Below are 16,059 nucleotides of genomic sequence, written 5' to 3'. Positions count from 1 at the left end.
AACATGACCAGAAAGAACAAGCTCATGCTCGCTGCGGCCATTGTTGCTGCGGTGCTCCTCGTGGGCTCGGGCGTGGCAAGGTGCACGCTCGCCCAAAACGGGTCGACTGAAGGCCGGGCTGCTGTTGAATCGGCAGAGGAGGCAGCAGTAGAGAACCCTCAGTCCGAGACCGATGCTGCAGACGGCGAAGCGAGCTCTGGCATCGAATCGCTCGTCGGAACCTCGTGGGTGGGCGTGGACGACGCAACGCACTCGCTTTCCATCGTCAAGGGAGCTTTCGTCGAGACCAAGGACGGCGGCACGGAGGTGACCTACTGGACGCTTGACGGCGAGGAGCTGCTTTCCTCCGGCATAGAGGCCACCGTGCTCGCCTCGAAGTCAATGACCGATGCCGCGAGCCCCGTTCTCGTCTCTGTTAGCAGCGACGGCGCAGACACCGTACTTAGATCGGACGCCCTCGCCTGCGCATACAGGCAGGTGCAGGTCGGGGACAGGTCGCTTAGCTTCACCGGCGTCACCTCCAAGCTCGAAGAGGCGATGGGGATCGACGCCGCGAAGATCGAGGCCGCCGTCTCGGCGCGTGCAGCAGCCGTGTCCCCAAGCGCGACTCGCGCCATCTGGGATGCGGAGGCGTGGATAGACTATGCCAACAACGCGGCTACGACAACGTTCACGCTCGACGATGGGGCATCGACCATGATCTCGGTAACGCGCTCATCCGATGGCACGATCGAGGCGCTCTGATAGGGATGGGCAAAGTCAAAAGCCTCGTCTCAAACAGACGATTCATAGTGGCGTTCGCAGCCACATTCGTTCTGCTCTCCACGCTGTTCATTCCCACTCAGCTCGCATGGGGTTCGATCGCGGACGACATCAACGCATGGCTCTGCGGAGTGCTCCGCGACTGGTGCAACTGGATCTTCGCGGCTCAGACCGACGTGATGCGCTCGCTTGGCGCTAACGGCGTACTGTCGGCACCGTTCGAGACCATGCTCGCCAGCGCGGGAGATGTCTCCATGTACGACATCGCCAGAGGCGTCTGGCAGGTCGCTGTGCTGCCCATCGGTTGCGGGGTTCTCGGGCTCGTGTTCACTTTGAAGCTCATCGAGATATCACAGCGCATGGACGGCAACCAATCCTTCCCGGGCGTGAAGGAGGTGGTGTTCCTCCTCGTGTTCTTCGCAGTATTCCTTTTCCTGATCCAGCACTCCTTCGACCTCATGGCGGCCATCTACGAGGTCATAGGCCTTGCGATAGACCGTGTGGAGGGCCTCTTCGGCACTGGCGGCGCACTGGACATGACGGCAGTCTCGATCGTAACGGGCGATGACGACCTGTCTGCGCTCCTGGCGCTGCTCGTCGTCGCGGTCATCAGCTGGCTCGTCGTGCTCGTCGCGTACATCGTGGCGCTCGTCGTCTGCTGGGCGCGCGCGATACAGCTCTACGTCATGGCGGCGTTCTCCCCGATCCCGCTGGCATTCCTCGGATTCGAGCAGACGCGCCAGATCGGGCTCGGGTACCTGAAGAGCTTCGGTGCCGTCTGCATCGCAGGACTCATCATTCTGATCCTGCTCATCAGCTTCCCCGTGATCCTGGGCGGCATCGTCGCCGTGAACCCGGGAACCGGAACGCCCATAGACGCGATAGCGAACGGGCTCACCTACGCGCTCCAGTACCTCGCCATGTGCATCCTGCTCGTGTTGTCGCTCGTGAAGAGCGGAGCCTGGGCACGAGACATCGTGAGCGGGTTCTAGGCGCATGCCAGCAAGAGAGGGGGTGGTGCCTATGGGCTGACAGGGCATCCACAGGGGCATTCCACCAATAGACCCCAAAAAGACACAAGACGCAAAGGAGAAAGCAAAATGGACGACAAGAAGAACATCTACATCACCCTGCACAAGAACTTCGTGCACGAGGGCATCGAGTACGAGGACAGGAAGACCGGCGAGACCAAGACCTTCAACTCGGTGACGCTGCCCAAGGGCACCGTGGTCAACGGACAGGATGTGAGCTATAGCCAGTTCAGTCCCCTCTTTGTGAATCCGTCCCGCTTCAAGGGCGAGAACTACCGGGACATCCCCCTTCTGGCCGAGAAGGAGGTTTGGCTGAAGAAGAGCGTGCTGGAGCCGGTCGGCAGCCCCACGCTCGACGAGGATGGCAAGCAAGTGCGCGAGGTCATCAAGGTGATGCCCGCTGCACTCAAGGAGGGCATCGACAAGGGAAGGGCGGCCTACCTCGCGTCGCTCGACGACAAGGCCAAAGAGGCCCGTGAGGCATCGGCCAACCAGAGCCGCGAGGTTCGCCAGGCCGAGCCCGTCTCCCGATAGGCGGTGCGACATGGAAGTTACGATGATTGGCGCTTCCGGCTCAAAGATACTGCGCTGCCTGCTCGCAGCACTTGTCGCCCTGAGCTCGGTCATAGGCGCTCCCGCGGCTTCGGGGCAAAGCGCATTCGCCTCAGAGACCGCTTCATTGAGCATCGGAGGCAAGATCCCCTATGCGGGATACACGACCACATGGATGTACGCCGACGGCGAGATGGCCTATTGCGGTAACCCCTCTGCGGCGACGCCGCCTGCAGGCACCTACACCAAAAGCGCGATAAGCTCGGTATCGGGTCGCGATGCGGAGACCATAGCGGACCTCTGGTTCAGCTACGGCAGCCCGGGATTCGATGCAAGCCTCTGGCCAAGCACGTGGTATGACGGCACGGCCATGACGGATGCGCGCTACGCAGCGCTCGCGCACATCCTGCTCTCAGATACATTCTCGTCCAACGGAAACTATGCGCTCTACGGGTGCAACGAGTCTTTCAAGGAATGGTGCCGCTACAACGTGATCGGCTTCGACTCGTCAGGCACGATGTGCAACGACGATGCGACAGGCCGCAAGATCTCGCGCATGCAGGGCGAAGTCCCCTCGAACTTCGAGGCGTTCATGCTCTACACGGGCGCTGGAAACCAGCTGATTCTGTCGTTCAAGTACACCCCCTACGGTAAGATCGACCTGGTGAAGGTCACCGCCAACGAGGGGATGTGCGAGGGCAACCCGCTCTACTCCGTGGAGGGCGCGGTCTACACCGTGTACCGCAACTCGGGCCTCACGGACTTGGCGGGCACCATCACGACCGACGAGGAAGGCTACGGCATACTGGAGGAGCTTGAGCCGGGCAGCTACTGGGTGCGCGAGACTAAGCAGGCTCCGGGGCACGCGCTCGACCCGACCGTTTATCCGGTCGAGGTGAGGTCAGATGAGACCACGCGGGTGAACGGCCAGAGCGTATCCGACATCCCGCAGTCAGACCCTGTGGGCATGCTCGTCGGCAAGGTTGATGCCGACACCAACGAGAGCGAGCCGCAGGGAGACGCGACGCTTGAAGGCGCGCTCTTCACCGTTCGCTACTATGCGGGCGATTACGCCGACGCAGCGTCGGCCGAGGCTTCCGGTGCCCCTGCGCGCACCTGGGTGTTCGAGACGGACGCCGATGGATTTGCCTACCTGGCCGACGAGTACAAGCACTCGGGAGATTCCCTCTACTACCAGACCAACGGCGACGCATCGATTCCCCTGGGAACGGTGCTGATCCAGGAGACATGCGCCCCCCAGGGCTACAACCTCGACGACGGGCACGGCGGGGATCCTAAGGTGTTCTGCGTGCGCATCACTCCCGACGGCGCTCAGGGCGAGTCCGTCTACACCTACAACTCGCCCAAGGTGCCCGACACCGTCAAGCGCGGAGATTTCCGCCTCGTGAAGGAAGTGCCCGTGACCGTCTACGACGAGCCTGACGGTGACATGCCGAAGGAGGTCGTGCGCATCCTTGTGCCCGGAGTGAAGTTCGAGCTCTATAACGATTCCGCAGAGGCAGTGCTCTCGCCCGAGACCGGCAAGCTCGTCGAACCCGGCAACCGCGTGTGCACCATCACGGTGGACGAGAACGGGCTCGCCACCACCAAGGACGACAACGCCGAAGTCAACGGCTGGAGCAAGTCCGGCAGCTGGACAGGCGCGCTCGCCTACGGAACCTACCGTATTCATGAGGTGATCCCGGCCGACGTGGCCGACGCCTTCAAAGCGAAGTGGGGAAAGACCCTCCTTCCCGTGGAGGACTGGAAGACCACGATCCGCGAGGAAGGTCAGTACGATCCGCCGCAGCTCGTGAACGACCACATCCCGCAGACTCCTCTCAAGGTTGTGAAGGTTGACGCCGAGACCGGCAAGCAGGTCCCGCTTCCCGTGAGCTTCCAGCTTGAGGACGCGAGCGGCAACCTCGTCACCTACACCTCCCATTACCCCGTGACCGAGACCATCGACACCTGGACGGCCAACGCACGCGGCGAGCTGACGCTGCCGATGCTGCTCGAAGAGGGCGACTACACGCTCAAAGAGGTCCAGGCACCCTGCGGCTACGTGAAGGAGCTTGAGGGCAAGACGTTCCATGTCGGCGATGGCTACAACGGCTGGGAGAACCCGCTTGTCATAGAGTTCTCAAACATGCCCCAGAAGGCTACCATCACGGTCGCCAAGACCGACTCCTGGACGGGAGAGGCCGTGGACGAGTCCGTCTACATCGTGAAGGCTGCGGAGACCATCCAGACGCCTGACGGCACCATCCGTGCGAACGAGGGCGAGATCGTGGCCACGCTCACGACCGGCGAGGACGGCAAGGTGACCACGCCCGAGCTCTATCTCGGAACCTACACCGTTTACGAGGCCAAGGCCAAAGACGGCTACGCCCTCGACATGGCTGAGAAGACCGTGGTGCTCGAATACGCAGGACAGGATGTTGCGGTCTACGACCACGAGGAAGCCGTGATAAACGAGCCCACCGACCCTGAGATCAAGAAGGTGGACGCACTCGACCCCGAGACCCCCGTCGCCGGTGCCGTGTTCCGCATCTGGAACGACGAGGGAACCTTCGATGAGGAGATGACGACCGACGAGAACGGGACCATCTCGCTCGCCTACGCGAAGCACGGGAGCTACCACATCCAAGAGGTGGCGGCTCCCGGGGGCTACGTGATCGCCGACCTCGATGAGGAAGGAAACCCGACCGTGACCGATTTCAAAGTGAACGACCAGGGCATGATCGAGTGGGACGAGAGCGGGGTCATGGCACAGACGCACGAGTTCGTACTTGACAACATGTCCAAGACCATGAAGACGACCGCTGTGGACTCAGCAAGCGGAACCCACGAGGGCCAAGCCCGCGACGAGCTCACCATCGTGGACACCATCGAATACACGGGGCTCATCCCCGAAAACGAGTACACCGTGAGCGGAGCCCTCATGGACAAGACCACCGGCGGGCCCGCACTCGACGATGAAGGCAGCGAGATCACAGCGTCTACCACTTTCACTGCAGAGGAGTCGTGCGGCACGGTGGATGTGACCTTCACCTTCGCCGGTGTGAGCCTCGCTGGCAAGTCGCTCGTTGCCTTTGAGACGATGGAATTCGAAGGCGCAGAGTACATGGTTCACGCCGACATCAACGACGTGGAGCAGACGGTCGCCATAGTGGACATCGCCACCCAGGCGCGCGACTCAGAGACCGGAACCAACGTCGGCACCATTGGCGAGCACGTGAAGCTCATCGACACGGTTGCCTACACCGGGCTTGCGCCGGGCAGCACCTACAAGCTATTCACCATGTTCATGGACAAGGCTACCGGAAACCCAATCTTGGGCGACGACGGCCTTCCCATCGTGGGAATGACCGAGTTCGTGCCCGAGACCCCGGACGGCACCATCGACGTCGAGGTCGAGATCGACACGCGCGAGCTCGCGGGACGCGACATCGTGTTCTTCGAGAAGCTCGCAGACGCGCAGGAGAACATCGTCGCCACTCACGAGGACATCAACGACGACGGCCAGACCGTGAGCTTCCCCGAGCCGGAACCCGTGCCAGAGCCGGAGAACCCCGGTAAGGGATACCCGAAGACAGGCGCCTTCGCAGAGGTCGATCCCGTCACGGCCAGCGTCGCGGTGATCCTGCTCTGCGGCATCGCCGGTGCGACCTACGCCTACGTCCGCCGCAGCCGCAAACAGACCGACGCCATCGAAAAGATGGAAGAGGAAGCGCTGACGGCAACCGACGAGGATTAAACCGACCCTTGACGCAAGCGGCAGGAATCTTAGCTGAGAACTAAGGATGGCAGGGTGGGACGCTCGCTAGGCGTCCCACCCTTTTTCGGCACAAGGAGCAAAAAATGAAGAGAATCAGAAAGGCGGCGAAGGCCACGAGCGTAATCATTATCGCCATACTCACGGCGCTTACTCTCACCATTCTTTGTGCGTCAGAGGAGGAACGCATCGAGATTGCAGAGACGGTCGATAATCTGAGCGATCAGGAAGAACCGGAAAGGCAGATCGACTGGGATAGCCTTCCTGCAGAGGTCGTTGCTTGGGTTGAGGTGCCCGGTACGAGCATAGACGAGCCTATAGCGCAGGCCATGCCTGATGTCCCGAATGCTTATCTCTATAGGGACGTATTTGGCCAGGGAGCGTATGGTACGCCCTATATAGATTGCGAATGCACGATAGATTCTCGATTTGTCATGGTTTACGGACACCATATGTCCGACGGTACGGCGTTCGCCGAGTTCGCGGACTTTATCGACGAGGGATTCGCCCGTGAGCACAGCCGCATCATCGTCTACAAGCGAAGCGGCGATACGCTTGAGCTTATGGTCTGCGCCGTAGACATCGTGAATGCCAGCCGAGAGAGGCTGGTGATCGATCAGGAAGAAGGCCTTGAGGAGATTATCGGGACGCCGGACTTGCAGCTAGCAGATACATCCGATGCAAGTCAGCTCTTCGCTTTCACCACCTGCTCCTATCAGACAAGGAACTCGCGAACGGTGGTGTATGCAACTATATAAGGTGTTTTAGCGCTTAATCAAGGTCACGATGACGTCTTTGATGGCATGGCGATACTTAATGCCAGCTCCGATTAGTCCTGCGCCCCCGAAAGCTGCGCCTTTCGCTGCGACCACTTTTTTATCTTCGCGATCAGCATTGCAAAGAACACAATAGAGCTTGTCGTCATCCTCTACTAGTGTGTGGCATTTTTTGTTCTTGCAGACATGGACAAGCGAAGAGCCACATATCGGACAATTGGTCAGGTTGTGCTTGAGCTTGGCGTTCTTCTTGTGGTTTGGGCATTCTGGATTCGGGCATCCAAGCTTAATCTTCTTCATGGTCGTCCTCATCCGCCTCCGAAAGGTATAAAACAACATCTTGAGATCTGAGCTGTTTAGCGAGGTCGCCCATCTTGATTGATAGACGGGCACGCTTCTTCCACGTTCCGTGCCCAAGACCAGTATCGTCAGGATCGCATTCTGCGAGGAAACCAGCATTGGAGACAATTGTCGAGTCTATGAAATGAGAATAGGCTTCCAGAGTGCTTATCATCGCGGCATACTCGTGGATGTCGCCATAGATGGCAGCCCTGAGGACATACGATTGGTGAATATGCTCAAAGCCCCTGTTGATTCTAGCTATGCGATCCAATATGAGCTGCTTGTTCTTCCCCTTTGCCTCTTTGTAAGACTCGCTTTTGAGCCAATCAACATCCGATTCGAGCTGCAGGGAGATTTGCGAAGAAGCATCTGATAGAGCGCGAATAGCTTGAGATGTGAGCTGTCTTTTCAGGTCTGGATCAGATACCCCTCGTGCTTCCAGAAACAGCCCTAATCCACTTTGGTATAGTGCAAAACGGTCATTCTGCTGGCCTTGTAGCACGTCTCTGACATTGAAGTCGATTAACGTGATGCTGTCCTGAAGTTCCTGCACTTGCGCTTGGAGCGAGCGGAGCTGCATGGCATTGGCCATCTGCACAGGGCCTATCCCTTGGCTGAATTCCTCCCGCTTGATGGGAACCTTCTCACCGTAATGCCCGTCGCTTTGACGTAACTGGGCATACATTTTGCCATTGTTCTCTTGCGTGAACTTAATCTTTCCCTTTTCGAGTGAGTCGATCATGGCGTCGGGCGTATCAACCACATATCGAACTCCCTTAGTTAGGGACTCTCCGATCTGGATAGCTATCGACGCATCTTTCGAAACCGCATTGACGATTGCTGCGGCGGCTTTGTCCGCTTCCGCGAGAGTGGAGCCGATGCCCTCGGCAAGCAGGTTTATCGGATAATTCGAGTCATATGGATCGAATTCGTTGCTAGCTCTTGGAATGATTTCTTTGTCCGATTCAGCCATGTTAGTCCTCTTTATTACTACTCGGAGCCGTTGTAGACATTATAATCGTTTGTATTGCAAAACGAACCGTTCGGGAGGGGTCTATGAAGTTCACGGAGCTAGTAGATTCAGGGGCGAGCAAGACAAAGCTGCATGAATACCTAGTCGATGGCGAGCAGACTGCCATCACCATTCGCATACCGAGCAACCTCAAGGATGCCGCTGCCGAGGCGGCGACGCTCAAAGGACTAAGCTTCAGTGCCTTCGCGCGCATGTGCATGATCGACGAGCTCGTGAAGAAAGACTAGCTATGGAATTCCTGAGCAATATCGGAGAAGAGCGCCTCGGGGACGCCTTGGCAGGTTCCATCGACGAGGATGCGAAGCTGTCCATCATCAGCTCGTATTTCACAGTGTTCGCCTACGGTGAGCTGAAAGATGCCCTTTCCAAAGTTGAAGAGCTCCGCTTCGTGTTCAGTGAGCCCACCTTCGTGAAGCGCATGCAGGATGCCAAGGAGCCCATGGAGTTCGAGCTGAAGCGCCGCTCGCGCGAACAGGGCATCGGCGGCACCGGGCTGGAGCTCACCTTGCGCAACAACCTCAACCAGCGCGCACTTGCCAAGGAATGCGCGGAATGGATCCGAGACAGGGCGACCTTCAAGTCCGCCAAGCATCGCGGTGCCATCCAGCCGGGCGGCACATACTACATCGACAATGCGAACGACGGGGCACAGGCATTCATGGGCGCATCCGCCGACTTCACCTTGGAAGGCCTCGGATATGACCGCAAGCCGGGAACCGTGATGGGCGTGAGCCACTACGAAGGCAAGACCGAGGCCGCTGGCCTCAAGGCCATGTTCGATGCCGTATGGGACAACCCCGCCATGGTGGAGGAAGTGACCGATGCGGTGGCCGAGCAGGTCCAGACCCTCTACAAGGATAACGCTCCCGAGTACATCTACTTCCTCACCCTCTACCATCTGTTCCGAGACTTCATGGAAGACGACGAGGACGATCCCATAAAACCTGAGTTCCGGCTTGAGGACTCGGTGATCTGGAACAAGCTCTACGACTTCCAGAAGGACGCCGTGGTCGGTGCCATCCACAAGTTGGAGAAGTACAAGGGCTGCATCATCGCCGACAGCGTGGGTCTTGGCAAGACCTTCGAGGCGCTCGCCATCATGAAGTACTACCAGGAGAGAAACGCCCGCATCCTCGTGCTCGCCCCCAAGCGACTGCGAGAGAACTGGACGCTCTACGCGGCGGACAACGACGAGCGCAATGTGCTGGCAGACGACCGTTTGAGCTTCACGGTGCTCAATCACACCGACCTCTCGCGCTATACCGGATATTCGGGAGACGTGAACTTGGAGACGCTTCGCTGGGGCAACTACGACCTCATCGTCATCGACGAGTCGCACAACTTCCGCAACAAGCCGACAGATACCACCAAACGAAGCCGCTACGATCGCCTCATGGAGGACATCATCAAGTCGGGCATCCGCACGAAGGTGCTCATGCTGTCAGCGACGCCGGTGAACAATCGTCTGCTCGACCTTCGCAACCAGATAGAGATCATCACCGAGGGCGATGATGAGTATCTGGCAGAGGACGGCATCCCCTCCATCAACAGCGTGACGCGCAGGGCGCAGCAGCGCTTCCAAGAGTGGAGCAAGCTCGACGACGAGGAGCGCACGACGCAATCATTCGTGAACGCCGTGAACGCCGACTACTTCAAGCTGCTCGACGTGCTCACTATCGCGCGCAGCCGCAAGCACATCGACAAGTACTACACCGCAGGCGACACAAAATTCCCCGAGCGCCGCAAGCCCATATCGCTCCACCCGCCCATCGACACGCTGGGAAAGCTTCCCTCCATAGCCGAGCTCAACGACATGATCGCGTCTCTCACGTTTGCGCAGTATCAGCAGCTCGCCTACGTGATGCCGGGACGCCAGCAGAAGTACGTGGACATGTACGGCGACACGTGGGGCCGCGACTTCGACAGCCAGATCAACCGCACCCATGCCGTGGCCAACCTCATGCGGGTGAACCTGCTCAAGCGCCTTGAGAGCTCCATCGACGCGTTCCGCATCACCCTTGAGCGCATCTACGAGGGTAACCTCGCCACCAAGCGGATGCTGGACAAGGCGGAGGAGCTCGTCGCCCAGCATGACATGGCGCAGATAGACGCGTCCATGTTCGACGACGAGGACGATTTCGCGGAATACCGCGCCTCGTCGAAGGTACATGTGGATCCCGCCGACCTCGACCGATTGAAGCTCGGGCAGGACATCGACTACGACATCAGCGTGCTTGAGCAGCTGCTTAGCTACGCCCGCGAGATCACGCCCGAGCGCGACGAGAAACTGCGCGTCCTGCGAGAGCTCATCGAGCAGAAGGCCAAAAGCCCCTTCAACGAAGAGAACAGAAAGATCCTCGTGTTCAGCGCGTTCGCGGACACGGTGAACTATCTCTATAGCCAACTGTCTGATCCGTTGGCGAGAGAGCTTGGGCTCGAATGCGCAATGGTCACGGGCGATATCGCCAAAACCCATTCACTCAAGATCAAGCGCGCCACGTTCGACACGGTGCTCGCGCACTTCTCGCCAGTGTCCAAGGAACTCTCCGACACGCGCAGGCAGCTCGGCGAGGTTGACATCCTCTTCGCCACGGACTGCATCTCCGAGGGCCAGAACCTGCAGGACTGCGACTGCCTGGTGAACTACGACATCCATTGGAACCCGGTGCGCATCATACAGCGCTTCGGGCGCATCGACCGCTTGGGGTCTGCCAACACTACGATCCAGCTGGTGAACTTCTGGCCTGACATCGAGCTCGACGAGTACATCCAGCTGGAGGGGCGCGTGAAAGGTCGCATGGCGCTGCTCGATGCCAGCGCGACCGGCGAGGAGAACGTGCTCGAAGGCAAGCGCAACGACGAGATGAACGACCTGAAATACCGCCGCCAGCAGCTCCAGGCGCTCCAAGAGGAAGTGCTCAACCTGGAGGACATGTCCGGCGGCATATCCATCACGGACTTCGCCTTCGACGACTTTCGGGCGGAGCTGAAGCGCTACGCCCAGAATCATCCGGGGCTTTTGGAGAACTCGTCGTGCGGGCTTTGCGCCGTTGCACCGATCCCGCCCGAGCTTGCAGACGACGTCGAGCCCGGCATCGTCTTCTGCCTCAAGCAGAACGACGAGAGACGCGACCCCAAGGACACGAATCCGACTTTTCCCTACTACGTCATATACGTCACCGAGAACGGCAGCGTGATCTCTCCGCACACCCAGCCCAAGGCGGCGCTCGACATCATGAGGGCGGCATGCGATGGGCAGAGCGAGCCCCTGCTCGATCTTTGCAAACGCTTCAACAGGAAGACGAAGGACGGCACCGACATGGCCTCTGTGAACGAGCTTCTCCAGGCCGCCGTCTCTGACATCACAGGCGTGCAGGAAGCTAAAGGGATCGAGCAGCTCTTCTTTGCCGGAGAGGTCGGCAGCGGATCGGCTCTCGGATTCGATGACTACTCCATCGTGAGCTTCGTGGTGCTGACGAAATGACGGTGTCCTGGAACGACATACTGAAGCTTCCGGAAGGCGCGCTCGCAGGAGAGCGGCGCGTCCCCAAGACGCAGCTGGCGGAGCAGGCGAGGCTTGCCAAGGCACCAGCTGCGTCCGTCAAGCTTCTGGACAAGTTGCGGGATATCCGCTTCTTTGCGAGCCTGAACAAGTCGAACTCCCGCATCTTGCCCGTGAAGAACGATGCCTACGACATCGAGTCAGTCATATTCCTGACGTGCGGCCTGAACTCCACGACCGGGATAGCGGAGGCTCTTCGCATGGTGCACGGCTGTTTCCCGAACCCCACGGTGATCCTTGCAGAAGGTTTTGCGAACCCGGGTATTGCAGTTTCTGCCGCTCTGCGGCGCAAGAACCTCGCAGAGCACGGAGCCTTCGTGACGGAGAGAATCAGTTCAAGCGGATTGTTCAAGGTGGAAAACCCTGAATACGCGCCCTTTCTGGAGCGTCTCTCGTTTGCGATGCTCCCGCAGACGACCCTGATGGACTATCTGATCGCATTGGGCGACAGAACCTTGCTTGCGCGCTCCGTGAAAGCGCTGGGCTTCTACCCGGTTTGCAAAGATTCGGATGTTGACCTGCTTATGGGACACGTGAAAGCAATGAATGCGCTAACGTCGAAGATCAACGAATTGAACGATGCAAGGAAGTCGAAAGATGCGACTCTTGCTGACACGACGAAGCTTCGCATTGAGATGCGAAAGTTGGAACAGCAGCGCGAAAGCGTTATGGATGAGATAAAGGAGATATGCCAATGACCCCTGAAGAGCAGAAGCTGATGGACGAGAGCTTCACGCATGTGGACTTGGAGTCGAAAGACCTAGTTGCCGAACGCATAGAGCAGCTGAAGGCGCTCTTCCCTGAGATTGCCGTCGAAGGCGATGGCTCAATCGATTTCGAGAAACTGCGGCTTATTCTGGGAGACGAGGTTGATGAAGGGCAGGAGCGCTACGCCTTCACATGGCCAGGGAAGACTGATGCTATTCGACAGGCGCAAACTCCGTCTACAGCTACGCTGCGTCCCGATGAAGCGGCAAGCGTCGATTGGGATACCACCGAAAACCTCTACATCGAGGGCGACAACCTAGAGGTACTGAAGCTTCTCCAGCGCGGCTACCACGGTAAAGTGAAGATGATCTATATCGATCCCCCTTACAACACCGGTCATGATTTCGTTTACAAGGACAGCTTCCAAGACTCAATTGAGAACTACAAAGATCAAGCTGGTTTGAGCGGTCAATCCAACGCTGATACTTCCGGTCGTTATCATTCTGACTGGCTCAGCATGATGTATCCAAGATTGCGGCTTGCGCGGGAGCTATTATCAGAAGATGGCATCATAGCTATCTCCATCGATGACAACGAATTGAACTCGTTACGCTTTATCTGCGACGAAATTTTGGGCTCGCCGAATTTCATCGATACAATTATTTGGAAAAAACGTTATGGGGGCGGTCCCAAGGAAAAATACCTCGTTACACTTCAGGATTACGTTCTAATCTATGCAAAAGACATCTCGATGATCCAAGATATTACCGTCCCTCTCACCGAAGAATCCATCCAGAGATATTACACGAAACAAGATTCAAATTTCGATAAAAGAGACCAGCTATGAGTAGTCAAGACCCGTAAGGCAAGTTTTCTAGAGAGTATTTAATTGTTGGATTTCGCACTTTGACAGCTTCACATCGAATCATTCGGAACGCGATGCGAGCTCGGGGCTCTTCGCGGCATTCGGGTCGTAGGGTTGCTGCTTGGACAGCACGGCGTAGATCACGTGGACCAGCTTCCTGGAAACCGCGATCAATGCCTCTCGATGGGATTTCCCGTCGGCGCGCTTCTTGGCATAGTAGTCGTAGAACGGCGTTTTGAGCTTCAACTGCCCCATCGCCGCCAGGTAAAGCGCGCGGCGAAGGTAGGGGGAGCCCTGCTTGGTGATATGGTTGTCGTCGGATGAGAATTTCCCCGACTGGCTGACAGAGGGGTTGATGCCGGCGTACTTCACGATCGCGGGGGCGCTGTGGAACCGCCTGATGTCGCCGATCTCGGAGACGATCTGCGCGCCGAGGATGTGCCCGATGCCGGGGATGGTGAGGATGAGCGGCTCGATCTCCTGGATGCCCTCGCGTATCTTCGCCTCCACCTCCTCGGCCTGCCTTTCGATGAAGTCAATCTGGTCTATGAGCAGCTTGATCTGGAACGATAGGGCGGAAGTCGCCATCCGCATCCCGCATGAGCCCTTGGCGATGCTCTTTATCTCGTCGGCTTTCTTCCGCCCGAGCTTGCCGTGGCTGGCTTTCGCCAAGGTGCCCGCCAGCGAATCCGCGCGGATGCCGAGGCATTCTTCGGGGGTGGGGCATCTTTTGAGGAACGCCTTCGAGCTCTCGCCGAAGGTGTCGGAGAAGATGGAGTCGTATTCGGGGAACACCTGGTCGAGCGCGGTTATGACCTGGCGCTTCAGGTTCGCGACGCTTTCTTTGAGCTCTTGGTGCAGGCGCGTGAGCTGGCGAAGCTCCATCATGGACTCGTCGCCGAGCCTGCTCGGCTCGAAGTCGCCGCATCGCATCGTCTCGGCTATGAGCACGCAGTCGATCATGTCCGTCTTCACGCGCGAGCTGCCCTTGAAGCGCCGCATCGCATCGGTGCGGATGGGGTTGATCACGACGACCGAGAAGCCCTCGTTTTGCAGATGGCAGAAAAGCGGCAGCCAGTAGTGCCCGGTCGCCTCCATGCCCACCATCAGGTCGGACTTGGATTCCGCGAGCCCTTCCAGGTAGGCGACGCAGCGGTCGAACCCGCCAGCGGAGTTTGCGAACTTCATGGGCTTCGACGCGTCGCGCCCGTGTTCGTCGGTCGCCCCTACGACGTGGTCGTTTTTGGCGATGTCTATCCCGGCGTAGATCATAGGCCCTGCCTTTCCGTGCATGGCAGGCCCCTGCTCACCAAACGGGCTCGCAACCTCCTGTGAGAGACACGGGGTAGCCTTCGATCAAGGCTCCGCCATCCAGCTTATCCGCGAACCGCCCCGAATGGGGCAGGCCGTCAGTCTCTTTTGCGGGGTCCGAATACGCCCCAGGGCACATGCCGACATACCTGCCCAGCCAGTAACTGCATCGCATTCTGAATGGTTCGATTGAAACAGTCAAAACGCGATAAGAAGATAGTAGGAGGCCCATATAGGACACACCCGCTCGAAGCGAATAAGACACTTGATGCTCGAGAAAACCTTGTATTTCCAATTGTCGCGCCAGATGGAACAGAAGTATGGCCAAAAAGGCAATGGCTCTGGAGTAAGGAACGTGTTCGAGAAGCTCTAGACAACAATGAGATTGAGTTTGCAAAGAGCAACGACGGAGGTTGGAGCGTTCAAACCAAACAGTATTTAAAACTTGAGGACGGATCCATTAGAAGAGGAAAATTGCAGTCAATTATTGACGATGTTTATACTCAACATGGGACAAATGAAATTCTAGATATATTCGGTGATGCAAAAATATTCTCTTACCCCAAACCGACTCAATTTCTAATCAAATTATTCGATATGATTCCCGATACATCCGCCCTTTTCCTCGACTTTTTCTCCGGTTCTGCCAGCTCAATGGATGCGCTAATGAAAATGAACCTACACGATGGTGGAACAAGGAAAGCTATATGCATTCAATTGCCAGAATGCTCTTTCGGTAATAAGAAAGCAGAGGAATTAGGACTTTCTAATCTTTGCGAAATAGCCGAAGAGCGGTTAAGACGTGTTGGAAAACAAATAGAAGCCGAAGTTCATGCGTCAAATGCACAGCTAACACTGTCAGGGGAATCGACTAGGATGCCCGACATTGGTTTCCGCATACTCAAGCTCGACAGCTCCAACTTCGACCAGGTGGAGGGCGGCGCACTTGTCGACAATCTCATCAAGCCCGGTCGCACGTACGACGACATAATCTTCGAAATGATGCTCAAGTGGGGACTTGAGCTTTCGCTTCCCATGGAGAAGACAGAGGTAGCAGGTTACCCCATTACATCTATCGCCGCTGACGAGCTCATCTGCTGCATGGACGAAGGACTCACCGTTGAGGTTTTGGAGGCAATCGCCGCTCTTGAACCCAAACGCGTCTTTTTCCTGGATTCCGTGCTTTCCGACACCATCAAGCTCAACGCTGCACGGTAGTGTCCCGAATGTTGGTGTAGAGCTCGGTTCTCGAGGGTAGCCGCAGGCTGCCCGAGGAGCCGAGAATCACCTAGAATGCCGTCATTCTAGCGCATGCTACGCCGCCTTCCTGCCGGGAATC

The 16,059-nt window shown here is 57.8% G+C and carries 13 protein-coding genes; 10 read left to right on the top strand and 3 right to left on the bottom strand.

What is annotated here, in order from left to right:
- Positions 1–3 precede the first annotated feature (3 nt).
- The 5 genes from F8C90_RS05835 to F8C90_RS05815 all read left to right on the top strand — a co-directional run bounded on the left by F8C90_RS05835 (position 4) and on the right by F8C90_RS05815 (position 6,881).
- A complete protein-coding gene (locus F8C90_RS05835; protein WP_158049520.1) occupies positions 4–744 on the top strand; it encodes a hypothetical protein in 741 nt (246 codons plus the stop codon).
- Between the two features lie 5 nt (positions 745–749).
- Positions 750–1,754 (top strand): VirB6/TrbL-like conjugal transfer protein, CD1112 family, encoded by a 1,005-nt coding sequence (locus F8C90_RS05830; RefSeq protein WP_117283755.1) that lies wholly within the window; start codon positions 750–752, stop codon positions 1,752–1,754.
- A gap of 108 nt (positions 1,755–1,862) precedes the next feature.
- Positions 1,863–2,327 carry a DNA gyrase gene (locus F8C90_RS05825; protein WP_158049519.1) on the top strand — a complete coding sequence of 155 codons (465 nt, stop codon included), beginning with the start codon at positions 1,863–1,865 and terminating at the stop codon, positions 2,325–2,327.
- A gap of 10 nt (positions 2,328–2,337) precedes the next feature.
- Positions 2,338–6,105, top strand: coding sequence for a VaFE repeat-containing surface-anchored protein (locus F8C90_RS05820; protein ID WP_158049518.1), 3,768 nt, complete (start codon positions 2,338–2,340; stop codon positions 6,103–6,105).
- Positions 6,106–6,209: 104 nt separating this feature from the next.
- Positions 6,210–6,881 carry a class B sortase gene (locus tag F8C90_RS05815; RefSeq protein WP_158049517.1) on the top strand — a complete coding sequence of 224 codons (672 nt, stop codon included), beginning with the start codon at positions 6,210–6,212 and terminating at the stop codon, positions 6,879–6,881.
- A gap of 6 nt (positions 6,882–6,887) precedes the next feature.
- On the opposite strand, the gene F8C90_RS05810 is transcribed toward F8C90_RS05815, so the two are convergent.
- On the bottom strand, positions 6,888–7,199 hold the full coding sequence (locus F8C90_RS05810; RefSeq protein ID WP_147319436.1) for a hypothetical protein: 312 nt from the start codon (positions 7,197–7,199) through the stop codon (positions 6,888–6,890).
- On the bottom strand, positions 7,186–8,214 hold the full coding sequence (locus F8C90_RS05805; protein WP_158049516.1) for a hypothetical protein: 1,029 nt from the start codon (positions 8,212–8,214) through the stop codon (positions 7,186–7,188). The genes F8C90_RS05810 and F8C90_RS05805 overlap by 14 nt, the downstream gene beginning before the upstream one ends.
- An 83-nt stretch (positions 8,215–8,297) precedes the next feature.
- On the opposite strand from F8C90_RS05805, the gene F8C90_RS05800 reads away from it, so the two are divergent.
- The 4 genes from F8C90_RS05800 to F8C90_RS05785 are packed head-to-tail and all read left to right on the top strand — an operon-like array spanning position 8,298 to position 13,391.
- Complete coding sequence (locus F8C90_RS05800; protein WP_158049515.1) at positions 8,298–8,501, top strand: YlcI/YnfO family protein; 204 nt, start codon at positions 8,298–8,300, stop codon at positions 8,499–8,501.
- A gap of 2 nt (positions 8,502–8,503) precedes the next feature.
- The gene (locus tag F8C90_RS05795; RefSeq protein ID WP_158049514.1) at positions 8,504–11,758 is read left to right on the top strand and encodes a helicase-related protein; all 3,255 of its coding nucleotides are present in this window, start codon (positions 8,504–8,506) and stop codon (positions 11,756–11,758) included.
- On the top strand, positions 11,755–12,534 hold the full coding sequence (locus F8C90_RS05790; protein ID WP_158049513.1) for a DUF4391 domain-containing protein: 780 nt from the start codon (positions 11,755–11,757) through the stop codon (positions 12,532–12,534). The genes F8C90_RS05795 and F8C90_RS05790 overlap by 4 nt, the downstream gene beginning before the upstream one ends.
- Complete coding sequence (locus F8C90_RS05785; RefSeq protein WP_211361040.1) at positions 12,531–13,391, top strand: site-specific DNA-methyltransferase; 861 nt, start codon at positions 12,531–12,533, stop codon at positions 13,389–13,391. Before F8C90_RS05790 ends, F8C90_RS05785 begins: the two co-directional genes overlap by 4 nt.
- Positions 13,392–13,469: 78 nt before the next feature.
- Here F8C90_RS05785 and F8C90_RS05780 read toward each other — a convergent pair whose 3' ends face one another.
- On the bottom strand, positions 13,470–14,681 hold the full coding sequence (locus F8C90_RS05780) for an IS110 family RNA-guided transposase (RefSeq protein ID WP_170264567.1): 1,212 nt from the start codon (positions 14,679–14,681) through the stop codon (positions 13,470–13,472).
- Between the two features lie 219 nt (positions 14,682–14,900).
- On the opposite strand from F8C90_RS05780, the gene F8C90_RS05775 reads away from it, so the two are divergent.
- Positions 14,901–15,938 (top strand): site-specific DNA-methyltransferase, encoded by a 1,038-nt coding sequence (locus F8C90_RS05775; protein WP_158049511.1) that lies wholly within the window; start codon positions 14,901–14,903, stop codon positions 15,936–15,938.
- Positions 15,939–16,059 lie beyond the last annotated feature (121 nt).

Origin of the sequence: Ellagibacter isourolithinifaciens (genome assembly GCF_008831035.1) — a bacterium.
In the GTDB taxonomy this organism is placed as follows: domain Bacteria; phylum Actinomycetota; class Coriobacteriia; order Coriobacteriales; family Eggerthellaceae; genus Ellagibacter; species Ellagibacter isourolithinifaciens.
This window is presented reverse-complemented; position numbering and strand designations above follow the sequence as displayed.

Bases quoted from the DNA above. Each gene is read 5' to 3' on its own strand.
- F8C90_RS05835 (WP_158049520.1), top strand. From the start codon at position 4: ATGACCAGAAAGAACAAGCTCATGCTCGCTGCGGCCATTGTTGCTGCG.
- F8C90_RS05830 (WP_117283755.1), top strand. From the start codon at position 750: ATGGGCAAAGTCAAAAGCCTCGTCTCAAACAGACGATTCATAGTGGCG.
- F8C90_RS05825 (WP_158049519.1), top strand. From the start codon at position 1,863: ATGGACGACAAGAAGAACATCTACATCACCCTGCACAAGAACTTCGTG.
- F8C90_RS05820 (WP_158049518.1), top strand. From the start codon at position 2,338: ATGGAAGTTACGATGATTGGCGCTTCCGGCTCAAAGATACTGCGCTGC.
- F8C90_RS05815 (WP_158049517.1), top strand. From the start codon at position 6,210: ATGAAGAGAATCAGAAAGGCGGCGAAGGCCACGAGCGTAATCATTATC.
- F8C90_RS05810 (WP_147319436.1), bottom strand. From the start codon at position 7,199: ATGAAGAAGATTAAGCTTGGATGCCCGAATCCAGAATGCCCAAACCAC.
- F8C90_RS05805 (WP_158049516.1), bottom strand. From the start codon at position 8,214: ATGGCTGAATCGGACAAAGAAATCATTCCAAGAGCTAGCAACGAATTC.
- F8C90_RS05800 (WP_158049515.1), top strand. From the start codon at position 8,298: ATGAAGTTCACGGAGCTAGTAGATTCAGGGGCGAGCAAGACAAAGCTG.
- F8C90_RS05795 (WP_158049514.1), top strand. From the start codon at position 8,504: ATGGAATTCCTGAGCAATATCGGAGAAGAGCGCCTCGGGGACGCCTTG.
- F8C90_RS05790 (WP_158049513.1), top strand. From the start codon at position 11,755: ATGACGGTGTCCTGGAACGACATACTGAAGCTTCCGGAAGGCGCGCTC.
- F8C90_RS05785 (WP_211361040.1), top strand. From the start codon at position 12,531: ATGACCCCTGAAGAGCAGAAGCTGATGGACGAGAGCTTCACGCATGTG.
- F8C90_RS05780 (WP_170264567.1), bottom strand. From the start codon at position 14,681: ATGATCTACGCCGGGATAGACATCGCCAAAAACGACCACGTCGTAGGG.
- F8C90_RS05775 (WP_158049511.1), top strand. From the start codon at position 14,901: ATGGTTCGATTGAAACAGTCAAAACGCGATAAGAAGATAGTAGGAGGC.